Origin of the sequence: Streptococcus oralis (assembly GCF_016028255.1) — a bacterium.
Classification (GTDB): domain Bacteria; phylum Bacillota; class Bacilli; order Lactobacillales; family Streptococcaceae; genus Streptococcus; species Streptococcus oralis_AC.
Genome location: NZ_CP065707.1, coordinates 1779727 through 1793023, shown reverse-complemented (window position 1 = coordinate 1793023; position 13297 = coordinate 1779727). Strand labels below are relative to the sequence as shown.

Genomic DNA, 13297 nt, shown 5'->3' with positions numbered 1-13297 from the left:
AATGGATTTGAAAAAAAATACAGAGTTCGTTTTTCAGCAGGTCGCTGAAGCTAGCCGAGAAGCTAATCGTGATCCAGCTTCTGTTTCAATTATTGCAGTGACGAAATATGTGGACGTAAAAACAGCGGAAGCCCTGCTTCCCCTGGGTGTTCATCATATTGGTGAAAATCGTGTTGATAAATTTTTAGAAAAATATCAGACGTTAAAAGAATTCCCTGTCACTTGGCATTTGATTGGAACGCTACAAAGACGGAAGGTCAAAGAAGTAATCCCTTTTGTGGATTACTTTCATGCTTTAGATTCCTTAAAATTGGCGCAGGAGATTCAAAAAAGAACAGATCATGTTATCAAGTGTTTCCTACAGGTCAATATTTCAGGAGAAGAAAGCAAGCACGGTTTTTCAAAAGAAGAATTACTAGAACTTTTGCCAGACTTGGCTCAGCTAGATCAGATTGAGTATGTTGGTTTGATGACCATGGCTCCTTTTGAGGCAGATTCTGATGAATTGAAACAAATTTTCAAGAAAACTCAGGAACTGCAAGCAGAAATTAGAGAAAAACAAATTCCTAATATGCCGATGACAGAGTTGAGCATGGGCATGAGTCGTGACTATAAGGAAGCGATCCAATTTGGTTCTACCTTTGTTCGAATCGGCACAGCATTTTTTAAATAGGAGAGATCTATGTCTTTAAAAGATAGATTTGATAAATTTATAGATTATTTTACAGAAGATGGGGAAGAAACAACTGCGACTTATCAACCTCAGGATGAACAGATGATTGCTTCATCGAGTTCAGCTTCTAAAGAACTGTCAGCGCAGTTTCAATCAACCACTTCAAAAGATGCCAACATCACTCGCTTACATGCTCGTCAACAAGAATTGGCTATGCAAAGTCATCGTACAGATGAAAAAGTAACGATTGATGTTCGTTATCCTAGAAAATATGAGGATGCAACAGAGATTGTGAATTTATTGGCTGGAAATGAAAGTATCTTGATTGACTTCCAGTACATGACAGAGGTTCAGGCTCGTCGTTGTCTAGACTATCTGGACGGTGCCCGTCATGTTTTGGCAGGTAATCTGAAAAAAGTTGCGAGTACAATGTATTTGTTGACACCAGTCAATGTGGTTGTGAATATTGAAGATATCAAGTTGCCTGATGATTCTCAAAGTGCGGAATTTGGTTTTGATATTAAACGAAGTAGAGCGAAATAATGATTTTTCTGATTCGTCTAATCCAAAATGCAGTGAATATCTATTCCCTGCTTTTGTTAATCTATGCACTCCTCTCTTGGTTTCCAAATTCTTATGGTAGTTCACTAGAACGTTTACTGGAAAAACTGATTAGACCGATTGTTGATCCACTTCGCCGTTTACCTTTACAATTTGGAGGTTTGGATTTATCCATTTGGCTAGCAATCCTAATCGTTCGTTTTTTGGGTGACAGCTTGATTCGTTTCTTGTTGATACTATGATGACAAATAAAGCGATTTACCAGCACTTTTCCCTTGATGATGCTCCCTTTATTGATAAGGGATTAGAGTGGATCAAGCGAGTGGAAGATACTTATGCTCCTGTTCTCACTGCTTTTGTCAACCTGCATCAGGAACATATACTGAGGGTTTTGGCTGGGACCTATGGACTGGGCTGTGTGAGTAGCGGAGAATATATCCATACGGAATTTGTCCGTGTCCTTCTGTATCCGGACTATTTCAGTCCGACACTGTCAGATTTTGAAATGGCATTGTTAGAGATCCGTTATCCAAGTAGGTTTGAACAGCTAACACATGCAAAGATTTTGGGGACAATCATCAATCAACTAGGAATTGATCGTAAGCTCTTTGGTGATATCTTGGTAGATGAAAAGAGAGCACAGATTTTTGTCAATCGTGATTTTATCCCTCTGTTTCAGGACGGGATACAAAAGATTGCCAGACTACCTGTGTCGCTGGAGGAATGTCCTTTCACCGATAAAATCATATCTGAGATCAATTATCAAGAACAAGAGATTTTGATTTCCAGTTTTCGTTTGGATGCCCTCTTATCAAGTGCCTTGAAATTATCCAGAAAGCAGGCTGGTCAACTGATAGAGAAAAAATCTGTTCAGGTAAACTACCACCCCATTGAAAAATTAGATTATCTAGTAGCTGTAGGGGATTTGATTAGTGTGAGAAAGTTTGGTCGTCTGAAGATTGTCAAAGAAAATGGGCAAACTAAAAGGGATAAGATAAAACTGACTATCCAATTATTATTAAGTAAGTGAGGAAAAGTATGCCAATTACATCATTAGAAATTAAAGATAAAACCTTTTCTACGAAATTCAGAGGGTTTGATCCAGAAGAAGTAGATGAATTTCTTGATATTGTTGTTCGTGATTACGAGGACTTAGTTCGCAATAATCACGAAATGGAAAGACACATTAGAAGTTTAGAAGAGCGCTTATCTTACTTTGATGAGATGAAGGATTCGTTGAGCCAGTCTGTTTTGATTGCTCAAGATACGGCTGAACGTGTAAAGCAAGCTGCTCAAGAGCGCTCAAACAATATTATTCAACAGGCTGAGCAAGATGCCCAGCGCCTCCTTGAAGAGGCAAAATACAAGGCTAATGAAATCCTACGTCAGGCAACAGATAATGCTAAGAAAGTAGCTGTTGAGACAGAAGAGTTGAAGAACAAGAGTCGTGTATTCCATCAACGCCTCAAGTCTACGATTGAGAGCCAGTTGGCAATTGTCGAATCTTCAGATTGGGAAGATATTCTTCGTCCGACTGCGACTTATCTCCAAACAAGTGATGAAGCCTTCAAGGAAGTCGTAGGTGAGGTCTTGGGAGAAGCTGTTCCTTCGCAACCAGAAGAAGAGCCGATTGATGTGACTCGCCAATTTTCACCTGAAGAAATGGCTGAGTTACAAGCCCGCATCGAAGCAGGTAACAAAGAATTAGCTGAGTTTGAAGCTCAGCAGGCTAACAGTCAAGCGGAAAGTCATGTGTTAGACATCAATACGGTTGTAGAAGAGATACAGTCTCATTCAGTTGAACCACAACATGAGGATTCAGAAATGATGACAGAGTATTTCTCAGTATCGCCATCAGCAACTGGAACTGCTTCTTCAACTACTAGACATGAAGCACAACAAGAATCCGTTACAATATTATAAGAAATAGATGTGAGAACAATATCTGACTAACTATATTTTCAGCGAGTAGGAGATGGTGTGAGTCCTGCAATCCCTAGTGGTCAGATTATCCTCTCAAGCAATCCAGTCTGAAAAGAGTAAGATTGGACGTTGCCCACGTTACGGGACAAGAGGGGAAAAGACAAAGTCTTTTTCCGAACAAAGGTGGTACCACGATTTTCGTCCTTTTTAGCGATTCGTGGTTTTTAATTTGTCTATATAATAAAGGAGATATAATGAAACTCAAAGATACCCTAAATCTTGGAAAAACTGAATTTCCAATGCGTGCTGGACTTCCTACTAAAGAACCACTATGGCAAAAAGAGTGGGACGAAGCGAAACTTTACCAACGTCGTCAAGAATTGAACCAAGGAAAACCGCATTTCACCTTGCATGATGGACCTCCCTATGCCAACGGAAATATCCACGTTGGGCACGCCATGAACAAGATTTCTAAAGATATTATTGTTCGTTCTAAATCTATGTCAGGATTTTACGCACCTTATATTCCAGGTTGGGATACACATGGTCTGCCAATCGAGCAAGTTTTGGCAAAACAAGGTGTCAAACGCAAAGAAATGGACTTGGTTGAGTACTTGAAACTTTGCCGCGAGTACGCTCTTTCTCAAGTTGATAAACAACGTGAAGACTTTAAACGTTTAGGTGTTTCTGGTGACTGGGAAAATCCTTATGTGACTTTGACTCCAGACTATGAAGCAGCTCAAATTCGTGTCTTTGGTGAAATGGCTAAAAAAGGCTATATCTACCGTGGTGCCAAGCCAGTTTACTGGTCATGGTCATCTGAGTCAGCCCTTGCAGAAGCTGAAATTGAATACCATGACTTGGTTTCAACTTCTCTTTACTATGCCAACAAGGTAAAAGATGGTAAAGGTGTCCTAGATACAGATACTTATATTGTTGTTTGGACAACAACTCCATTTACCATCACAGCTTCTCGTGGATTGACAGTTGGAGCGGATATTGATTATGTATTGGTACAACCAGCTGGCGAAGCTCGTAAGTTTGTAGTTGCTTCAGAATTGTTGACTAGTCTCTCTGAGAAATTTGGTTGGACTGATGTCCAAGTCTTGGCGACTTATCGTGGTCAAGAACTCAACCACATCGTGACAGTTCACCCATGGGATACAGCTGTAGATGAACTGGTGATCCTTGGTGACCACGTTACGACTGACTCAGGTACTGGTATCGTCCATACAGCCCCTGGTTTTGGTGAGGACGACTACAATGTCGGTGTTGCCAACGGTCTTGAAGTTGCAGTAACGGTTAATGAACGCGGTATTATGATGGCCAATGCAGGTGCTGAGTTCGAAGGTCAATTCTACGACAAGGTTGTACCAACTGTTATCGAGAAACTTGGTAATCTTCTCCTTGCCCAAGAAGAAATCTCTCACTCATATCCATTTGACTGGCGTACCAAGAAACCAATCATCTGGCGTGCAGTACCACAATGGTTTGCCTCCGTATCAAAATTCCGCCAAGAAATCTTGGACGAAATTGAAAAAGTGAAGTTCCACTCAGAATGGGGCAAAGTGCGTCTTTACAACATGATTCGTGACCGTGGCGACTGGGTTATCTCTCGTCAGCGTGCTTGGGGAGTTCCTCTCCCTATCTTCTACGCAGAAGACGGAACACCAATCATGACAGCTGAAACCATTGAACATGTGGCTCAACTCTTTGAAGAGCACGGTTCTATCATCTGGTGGGAACGTGATGCTAAAGACCTCTTGCCAGAAGGATTTAGCCACCCAGGTTCACCAAATGGTGAGTTCAAGAAAGAAACAGACATCATGGACGTTTGGTTTGACTCAGGTTCATCATGGAATGGAGTTGTGGTAAACCGTCCAGAACTCAAATATCCAGCAGACCTCTACCTTGAAGGTTCTGACCAATACCGTGGTTGGTTCAACTCATCACTTATCACATCAGTTGCCAACCATGGCGTAGCGCCTTACAAACAAATCTTGTCACAAGGTTTTGCCCTTGACGGTAAAGGTGAGAAGATGTCTAAATCTCTTGGAAATACCATTGCTCCAAGCGATGTTGAAAAACAATTTGGTGCGGAAATCTTGCGTCTCTGGGTAACAAGTGTAGACTCAAGCAACGACGTGCGTATCTCTATGGATATCTTGAGCCAAGTCTCTGAAACTTACCGTAAGATCCGTAACACCCTTCGTTTCTTGATTGCCAATACGTCTGACTTTAATCCAGCTGAGGATGTCGTAGCTTATGAAGAACTACGTTCAGTTGATAAGTACATGACTATTCGCTTTAACCAACTTGTTAAGACCATTCGTGATGCTTATGCCAACTTCGAATTCTTGACAATTTACAAGGGCTTGGTGAACTTTATCAACGTTGATTTGTCAGCCTTCTACCTTGATTTTGCTAAAGATGTTGTCTACATCGAGGGTGCTAAATCACTGGAACGTCGTCAAATGCAGACTGTTTTCTATGACATCCTTGTCAAAATCACGAAACTCTTGACACCAATCCTTCCTCACACTGCGGAAGAAATCTGGTCATATCTTGAGTTTGAAGCGGAAGACTTCGTTCAATTGTCAGAATTACCAGAAGCGGAAACTTTTGCTAATCAAGAAGAAATCTTGGATACATGGGCTGCCTTCATGGACTTCCGTGGACAAGCTCAAAAAGCCTTGGAAGAAGCTCGTAATGCAAAAGTAATCGGTAAATCACTCGAAGCTCATCTAACAGTTTATCCAAATGAAGTGGTGAAAACTCTACTCGAAGCAGTAAATAGCAATGTAGCTCAACTTTTAATCGTGTCTGAATTAACCATCGCAGAAGGTGCAGCTCCAGAGAGTGCAGTTAACTTTGAGGATGTAGCTTTCACAGTTGACCGTGCAGCAGGTGAAGTTTGTGACCGTTGCCGTCGTATCGATCCAACTACTGCAGAACGTAGCTACCATGCAGTCATCTGTGACCACTGTGCAAGCATCGTAGAAGAAAACTTTGCGGACGCGGTCGCAGAAGGATTTGAAGCGAAATAATCAGAAAGAGACTGAGAAAGGTCGCTAAAATCATAAAAACGCATAATATCAAGAGTTCAAGTGCCTTAATATTATGCGTTTTATCATGGAAAAATTTACTAGTCTATTTCCTCAAATGAAGTTTTTCCTAGCCTGTCCGTGTAGATAATTAAAATAAACAACTATTCAATTTTCTCATAATTTTAGATTTCTAATAATTATCAAGAGACTATAGAACTTAAAATTATTTTTGAAAATCAATATTTATTATAAAATTTTATAAGACTGTTTAATTTTTAGAAAAATTATGATAGAATAAAACCTATAAAAATTTTAAGGAGATTATTATGAAAACAAATACACTTGCTCGTGTCAATGCTATTTTTGGTCTTATTTCAGGAATTGTATTGCTTTTAGCGCCAGCTATCATGTTTATGATGGCTGTTGGAGCTGCTGCGGCAACTGAAGATGCAGATGTAGCAGTTGGGACATTGACAGGGCTCTCAATTATTTTGTTATTGGTTAAAATTGCTGTTTTGGTATTGGGAATTGTTGCTATTGTTTATTATAAAGATGATGAACGTGTTACGAATGCACCTTCTGTTTTGCTCATTGTAGGTGGTGCGGTCGGCTTGATTCCATTTTTGGGATGGGTAGGTGGAATTCTAACCATTATTGGTGGTTCACTCTACTTTGGAACATTGAAAAAATTTGTAATTGAAGAGTAGTAGTTTTTTAATTATTTAGGAGAGACTGCTTCATTTTCTGTTGAGAACAATTATGATAATATAATAAAGAGAAGGCTGAGAAGCTCTTCTCTTTTTCGTTGATTTTCACTAGCTTTTTTGTGAAAAATTGTGTAAAATGGAATAGATAAACGAGGACAACCTCGAAAAATAAAAGGAGAATCCATCTAATGGTAAAATTGGTTTTTGCTCGCCACGGTGAGTCTGAATGGAACAAAGCTAACCTTTTCACTGGTTGGGCTGATGTTGATTTGTCTGAAAAAGGAACACAACAAGCGATTGACGCTGGTAAATTGATCAAAGAAGCTGGTATCGAATTTGACCAAGCTTACACTTCAGTATTGAAACGTGCGATCAAAACAACAAATTTGGCTCTTGAAGCTGCTGACCAACTCTGGGTTCCAGTTGAAAAATCATGGCGCTTGAACGAACGTCACTATGGTGGTTTGACTGGTAAAAACAAAGCTGAAGCTGCTGAACAATTTGGTGATGAGCAAGTTCACATCTGGCGTCGTTCATACGATGTATTGCCTCCTGCAATGCCTCATGATGACGAATACTCAGCTCACACTGACCGTCGTTACGCTTCACTTGACGACTCAGTCATTCCAGATGCTGAAAACTTGAAAGTGACTTTGGAACGTGCCCTTCCATTCTGGGAAGATAAAATCGCTCCAGCGCTTAAAGATGGTAAAAACGTATTCGTAGGTGCTCACGGTAACTCAATCCGTGCCCTTGTAAAACACATCAAACGCTTGTCAGATGACGAAATCATGGACGTGGAAATCCCTAACTTCCCACCATTGGTATTCGAATTTGACGAAAAATTGAACGTAGTTTCTGAATACTATCTTGGAAAATAATCTATAAACAGAAAGCCTAGATTACTAGGCTTTTTTGTTTTTGCTTCCAGTTTCCAACTAGTTGAAAAAGCGTTATAATGATAGTAAAGAGTGACTTAATTGTAAGAAAGAGAGAAGGGCGATGGCTTATATTGAAATGAAACACAGCTACAAGCGTTACCAGGTTGGGGATACGGAGATTGTGGCTAATCGCGATGTGAATTTTGAAATCGAAAAAGGGGAGCTGGTTATTATCCTTGGTGCTTCTGGTGCTGGAAAATCAACCGTTCTCAATCTTTTAGGAGGTATGGATACCAATGATGAGGGGGAGATTTGGATTGATGGTGCCAATATTGCTAACTATAGTTCGTACCAACGAACAAACTATCGTCGTGAAGATGTAGGTTTTGTTTTTCAATTTTACAATCTGGTCTCTAATCTGACAGCCAAGGAAAATGTGGAACTGGCTTCAGAAATCGTGACAGATGCCTTGGATCCAGAGCAAGTGCTCAAAGACGTAGGGCTAGGTCATCGCCTCAATAACTTTCCAGCCCAGCTTTCTGGAGGGGAGCAACAGCGAGTCTCCATTGCACGCGCTGTAGCCAAAAATCCTAAAATTCTCCTCTGTGATGAACCGACAGGTGCCTTGGATTACCAGACGGGGAAGCAAGTCTTGAAGATTCTCCAAGACATGTCTCGTCAAAAAGGAGCGACGGTGATTATCGTGACCCACAATGGCGCGCTAGCCCCTATTGCAGATCGGGTGATTCACATGCGCGATGCCACGGTTAAGAGTATGACGATCAATGAACGTCCACAGGATATCGAAACATTGGAGTATTAGCATGAAAAAAACATATCGAAAAGACTTGCTCCAGTCAGTGACGACTTCAAAGGGACGCTTTGTTTCTATCTTAACCTTGATGATGCTGGGTTCTTTAGCCCTAGTTGGCCTCAAAGTAGCCAGTCCAAACATGGAACGTACGGCAGAAGATTATCTCCGTAAAGCCAATACTCTGGATTTGGCCGTGATAGCTGATTATGGCTTGGATAAAGAAGACCAAGACGAACTAAAGACACTTCAAGGAGCAAGTGTTGAGTTTGGCTATATGGCTGACTTAACCGTTGAAAATAGTGAAGAAGCGGTTCGACTTTATTCCAAACCCGAGAGCATTTCAACCTTCCAAGTGACAGAAGGGCGACTGCCAGAAGCTAATGAGGAAATTGCCTTGGCTGATTTCTGGAAAGACCGCTATCAGATTGGACAGACTATCACCTTTAGCAAGAAAGAAGAAGGGAAGTCCGTCATAAAATCTCAAACTTTCACAATTACTGGATTTGTTCAGTCGGGTGAGATGCTTTCTCAAGAAGACTTGGGAGGGGCTAGTAGTGGAAATGGAAGTTTGACTGGTTATGGAGTAATTTTACCTAGTCAGTTTGACTCAGATGTGTATAGTATTGCGCGTGTACGCTATGATGATTTAAAAAATCTGGATGCTTTTTCATCAGACTATAAGACCAAACGATCCCAACATCAGGAAGAGTTGCAAGACTTACTTGCCGATAATGGTCAAAAAAGATTGGCAAGTATCAAAGCAAATGGGCAAAAGAGCTTGGAAGATGGGAAAGAACAGCTCCAAACTGCTGAAAGCAACCTTGAAAATGGCAAGAGTCAGTTAGAGCAGGCCGAAAGTCGCTTGAAAACGCAAGAAGAACAAGCGACTGCTTTACCAGAACCGCAAAAGAGTCAAATCGAGGGACAGCTGACAAAAGCTAAGGAAGAATTGGCGACTAAAAAAGAAAAACTGGCTCAGACAGAGAGTGATCTATCTAAGGAAAAAGAGAAGCTAGAACAGCGCCAGAAAGAGCTTGATGAACTGGCAGAGCCGAAATACCACGTATACAATCGCCAAACCATGCCAGGTGGTCAAGGTTACCTCATGTACAGTAATGCATCGTCAAGCATTCGATCAGTCGGAAATATCTTCCCAGTGGTGCTTTATATGGTCGCCGCAATGGTGACCTTTACAACGATGACTCGCTTTGTAGATGAAGAGCGTACCAATGCTGGTATTTTCAAGGCCCTAGGTTACCGTAACCGAGATATAGTTGCCAAGTTTGTTCTCTATGGTTTTCTTGCAGGAACTGTGGGAACCGTTATAGGAACGTTTCTTGGACATTATCTCCTTGCAGGCGTGATTTCGGATGTTATAACAGCTGGACTGGTCGTTGGGAAAAGTCAGGAGTATTTTTACTGGTCTTATAGCCTCCTTGCCCTAGCCTTGAGTTGGGTATCCAGTGTCTTGCCAGCTTATCTGGTGGCGCGGAGGGAATTACATGATGAAGCAGCCCAACTTTTGCTTCCCAAACCTCCCGTTGAAGGATCAAAGATTCTGCTGGAACGGTTGAGCTTTATTTGGAGTCGTTTGAGCTTCACTCATAAGGTTACAGCGCGAAATATTTTCCGTTATAAGCAACGAATGTTGATGACCATTTTTGGAGTTGCGGGTTCGGTTGCTCTCCTATTTGCAGGTCTTGGCATTCAGTCTTCTGTGGGAGGAGTTGTGGAGCGTCAATTTGAACAAATCCAGCAATACCAGATGATTGTGGCAGAAAAGAGCAGTGCGACGGAGCAAGAAAAAGCAGATTTAGAAAGTGCCTTGCAAGCGGACCGTATCCATGCTTATCAAAAGATTTACTCTAAATCCATTGAAAAAGATTTCAAAGGAAAAGCAGGACTGCAGACTATCACCATAATGGTCACAAGCAGAGAAGACTTCAAGCCCTTTATCACATTAGAGGAAAATGGGCGAGAGATGCAGGTCACTGATGGAGCCGTCGTGAGTCAAAAACTAGCTCAACTAGCAGGTGTTAGGGTTGGAGACAAGCTGGAGCTTGATGGGAAAGAAATCAAGGTATCAGCTATTTCTGAAAACTATGTTGGACACTTTGTTTATCTCAACCGAGCGACTTACGAACAAGTCTACGGTACCAGTCCGAAAGACAATACCTACCTAGTAAAATTAAAAGAGCCAACACCATCCAATACGGAGAAAGAAGCTGCCGCCTTTATGGAAAAAACTGCTGTTTCAGGGGTGGTCCAAAATGCAACGGCCATCCATCTCTTTGAATCCGTGGCCAATTCTCTCAATAAAACCATGGCAATCCTTGTCCTTGTTTCCGTCTTGCTAGCCATTGTCATTCTTTACAACCTCACCAATATCAATGTGGCAGAACGTATTCGTGAACTTTCCACTATCAAGGTTCTCGGTTTCCACAATAAAGAAGTGACCCTCTATATCTACCGTGAGACCATGGTGCTGTCCCTTGTTGGGATTGTTCTCGGTTTGGTAGCTGGCTACTATTTACATCAATTTTTAATTCAAATGATTTCACCTACCACCATACTTTTTTATCCACGAGTAAGCTGGGAAGTCTATGCTCTTCCAATCGTCGCAGTGACTGTGATCTTAGCCTTACTGGGTCTCTTTGTCAATCACCACTTGAGAAAGGTGGATATGCTCGAAGCCCTGAAATCAGTAGAGTAATTCAAGGTTTTAAACAGTAAATTAGTTGACAAAGTCTCTGCTTCTTGGTAGAATAAGAACTGTCGTAAAGACAAATAACTTCTTCTTGGTTACAGGCATGCCAACCTGTCACTCGGATGAAGCCAAATAAAAAGGAGAAACATCATGGCAATCTCAAAAGAGAAAAAAAATGAAATCATCGCACAATATGCACGTCACGAAGGTGATACAGGTTCAGTAGAGGTTCAAGTTGCTGTCCTTACTTGGGAAATCAACCACCTTAACGAACACATCAAACAACACAAAAAAGACCACGCTACATACCGTGGATTGATGAAGAAAATCGGTCGCCGTCGTAACTTGCTTGCATACTTGCGTAAGAACGACGTTAACCGTTACCGTGAGTTGATCAACTCTCTAGGACTTCGTCGCTAATCATGATGCTAAGGGCGTAAGAAATCCGTATGAAAATAGGGAAACGACACCGTGTTCGATGAACACAAGGAGTTTCATCTTTTTCACTAGGATTTTAGCCCGAGCTCAAATCAGCTCTCTGACTTCAGAGAGCTTTTTGTTTTTATCCGCTTACTTAGGCCGTGTTCAGTTGAGCATATCTTGATAATGAAGCTACTCTAAATTGGGTAGCTTTTTTACTTTTGTCACCTTACCTCGATATACTCAAGTATAATCTTCGGTTACGGTTCCTAGCACTGTAAGGTAAAATAAACCAGATTTTCTCCCTTCGGGGAGATTTTTTATTTCGCTAAAATTTTCGTACAATCTTCGGCTTGTCGCCTAGTCTATAAACGTTTTAGCCCGAGCTCAAATCAGCCCTCTGATCTCAGAGGGCTTTTTCTATATATATTTCCATCCTTGTTCATTTAATGAAAATATGGTATACTTTTTATGAGAATTTTCTAAATTTTTAAGATTCTATCAAAGGAGGTTTGCATGCTTTCCAAATTTTCTGGAAGCCGACGGGACCTGCAATTCGTGTTACTTTTAGGTGTTTTGCTAGCTGTTTTAGGGTTTTCGCTCTTTCTAGCTGTTTCTATGGGATCCGTTGCGATTGATCTAGGCGATACCTATCGGATTATTTTGAGCAGGTTGGGGTTTCCTCTTGAGATAGGAGAGGTTTCCAAGTCCACTCTTGCCATTGTATGGAACATGAGATTCCCCCGAGTGTTGCTGGGTCTGATAGTAGGGGCTGGTCTTTCCATGTGTGGTAGCGTAATGCAGTCTACAGTGAACAATCCCATCGCTGAGCCCTATGTCTTAGGCATCTCTGCGGGTGCAACTCTAGGGGCAACCTTGAGCATCATTCTTGGTTTAAAAGTGATGATTAACCTTGGAGCTTTTCTTGGAGCTATTTTGGCAACAATTGCTGTCCTCATCATTGCCTCTATGCAGGGAAGGATGACGACTTCTAGTCTGATTTTATCAGGAACAGTGGTCAATGCTCTTTTTCTGGCATTTTCCAACTTTATTATCTCAGTTGGTGCTAATGCTGACAGTGTGATGACCATTAAGTTTTGGACCATGGGCTCGCTTGCTGGGACTTCCTGGTCTGACTTAGTCCTGCCAACTATAGTAGTAGGAGTGGCCTTTCTATTTTTCTCTACTCAGTATCGTGTTTTTAATGCGATGATGATGGGAGATGAGGCTGCTTTAACTTTGGGAATTCCCTTACGCTTTTATTGGTATCTTTATGTGACCATGGTGGCTGTGCTGACAGCAGTCTTGGTGGCTACTTGTGGGATTATTGGATTTGTTGGTCTAATTACTCCTCACTTAGCTCGAGGGTTAGTGGGAACGAATTACAGGAGGCTTTTTCCTATTGCGACCTTACTGGGGGCCCTCTTTGTTGTCTGGGCAGATGTACTTTCTCGTGTCATCATTCCAAATGCTGAGCTTCCAATTGGTATTTTCACAGCCTTGGTAGGTGCTCCCTTCTTTATCTACATTGTTGGAGGTAGGCGAAGGGAGGTGAGGGTCTGAT

12 protein-coding genes are annotated in these 13297 nt (G+C 41.5%); all 12 read left to right on the top strand.

Annotated features, from left to right (window positions below):
* Window position 1: 1 nt before the first annotated feature.
* The 12 genes from I6G42_RS08815 to I6G42_RS08760 all read left to right on the top strand — a co-directional run bounded on the left by I6G42_RS08815 (window position 2) and on the right by I6G42_RS08760 (window position 13296).
* Entirely contained in the window at window positions 2-673 is a 672-nt protein-coding gene (locus I6G42_RS08815; RefSeq protein ID WP_000364414.1) for a YggS family pyridoxal phosphate-dependent enzyme, read from the top strand.
* A 9-nt stretch (window positions 674-682) separates the two neighbouring features.
* A complete protein-coding gene (locus I6G42_RS08810; RefSeq protein WP_038805550.1) occupies window positions 683-1216 on the top strand; it encodes a cell division protein SepF in 534 nt (177 codons plus the stop codon).
* Window positions 1216-1476: a YggT family protein gene (locus I6G42_RS08805; protein WP_000576497.1), complete on the top strand. Its 261-nt coding sequence runs from the start codon at window positions 1216-1218 to the stop codon at window positions 1474-1476. Before I6G42_RS08810 ends, I6G42_RS08805 begins: the two co-directional genes overlap by 1 nt.
* Window positions 1473-2264, top strand: coding sequence for an RNA-binding protein (locus I6G42_RS08800; RefSeq protein ID WP_038805549.1), 792 nt, complete (start codon window positions 1473-1475; stop codon window positions 2262-2264). Before I6G42_RS08805 ends, I6G42_RS08800 begins: the two co-directional genes overlap by 4 nt.
* Before the next feature lie 8 nt (window positions 2265-2272).
* Window positions 2273-3157, top strand: a complete 885-nt coding sequence (locus tag I6G42_RS08795; protein WP_038805548.1) for a DivIVA domain-containing protein — start codon at window positions 2273-2275, stop codon at window positions 3155-3157.
* A 254-nt stretch (window positions 3158-3411) separates the two neighbouring features.
* A complete protein-coding gene (gene ileS, locus I6G42_RS08790; RefSeq protein ID WP_038805547.1) occupies window positions 3412-6204 on the top strand; it encodes an isoleucine--tRNA ligase in 2793 nt (930 codons plus the stop codon).
* 326 nt (window positions 6205-6530) lie between these two features.
* Window positions 6531-6911, top strand: coding sequence for a hypothetical protein (locus I6G42_RS08785; RefSeq protein WP_038805546.1), 381 nt, complete (start codon window positions 6531-6533; stop codon window positions 6909-6911).
* A 188-nt stretch (window positions 6912-7099) separates the two neighbouring features.
* Window positions 7100-7792: a phosphoglycerate mutase gene (locus I6G42_RS08780; RefSeq protein WP_038805544.1), complete on the top strand. Its 693-nt coding sequence runs from the start codon at window positions 7100-7102 to the stop codon at window positions 7790-7792.
* A gap of 121 nt (window positions 7793-7913) precedes the next feature.
* Window positions 7914-8615 carry an ABC transporter ATP-binding protein gene (locus tag I6G42_RS08775; protein ID WP_038805543.1) on the top strand — a complete coding sequence of 234 codons (702 nt, stop codon included), beginning with the start codon at window positions 7914-7916 and terminating at the stop codon, window positions 8613-8615.
* A complete protein-coding gene (locus I6G42_RS08770) occupies window positions 8611-11319 on the top strand; it encodes an ABC transporter permease (protein WP_173390510.1) in 2709 nt (902 codons plus the stop codon). Before I6G42_RS08775 ends, I6G42_RS08770 begins: the two co-directional genes overlap by 5 nt.
* 144 nt (window positions 11320-11463) lie before the next feature.
* Complete coding sequence (gene rpsO, locus I6G42_RS08765; protein WP_001018251.1) at window positions 11464-11733, top strand: 30S ribosomal protein S15; 270 nt, start codon at window positions 11464-11466, stop codon at window positions 11731-11733.
* A gap of 516 nt (window positions 11734-12249) precedes the next feature.
* On the top strand, window positions 12250-13296 hold the full coding sequence (locus I6G42_RS08760) for a FecCD family ABC transporter permease (RefSeq protein ID WP_038805540.1): 1047 nt from the start codon (window positions 12250-12252) through the stop codon (window positions 13294-13296).
* Window position 13297 lies beyond the last annotated feature (1 nt).

What these genes read in the sequence shown, in the direction of transcription:
- I6G42_RS08775 (WP_038805543.1), top strand. Translation starts at nt 7,914, where the DNA reads ATGGCTTATATTGAAATGAAACACAGCTACAAGCGTTACCAGGTTGGG.
- rpsO (WP_001018251.1), top strand. Translation starts at nt 11,464, where the DNA reads ATGGCAATCTCAAAAGAGAAAAAAAATGAAATCATCGCACAATATGCA.
- I6G42_RS08810 (WP_038805550.1), top strand. Translation starts at nt 683, where the DNA reads ATGTCTTTAAAAGATAGATTTGATAAATTTATAGATTATTTTACAGAA.
- I6G42_RS08805 (WP_000576497.1), top strand. Translation starts at nt 1,216, where the DNA reads ATGATTTTTCTGATTCGTCTAATCCAAAATGCAGTGAATATCTATTCC.
- I6G42_RS08800 (WP_038805549.1), top strand. Translation starts at nt 1,473, where the DNA reads ATGATGACAAATAAAGCGATTTACCAGCACTTTTCCCTTGATGATGCT.
- ileS (WP_038805547.1), top strand. Translation starts at nt 3,412, where the DNA reads ATGAAACTCAAAGATACCCTAAATCTTGGAAAAACTGAATTTCCAATG.
- I6G42_RS08760 (WP_038805540.1), top strand. Translation starts at nt 12,250, where the DNA reads ATGCTTTCCAAATTTTCTGGAAGCCGACGGGACCTGCAATTCGTGTTA.
- I6G42_RS08815 (WP_000364414.1), top strand. Translation starts at nt 2, where the DNA reads ATGGATTTGAAAAAAAATACAGAGTTCGTTTTTCAGCAGGTCGCTGAA.
- I6G42_RS08795 (WP_038805548.1), top strand. Translation starts at nt 2,273, where the DNA reads ATGCCAATTACATCATTAGAAATTAAAGATAAAACCTTTTCTACGAAA.
- I6G42_RS08780 (WP_038805544.1), top strand. Translation starts at nt 7,100, where the DNA reads ATGGTAAAATTGGTTTTTGCTCGCCACGGTGAGTCTGAATGGAACAAA.
- I6G42_RS08785 (WP_038805546.1), top strand. Translation starts at nt 6,531, where the DNA reads ATGAAAACAAATACACTTGCTCGTGTCAATGCTATTTTTGGTCTTATT.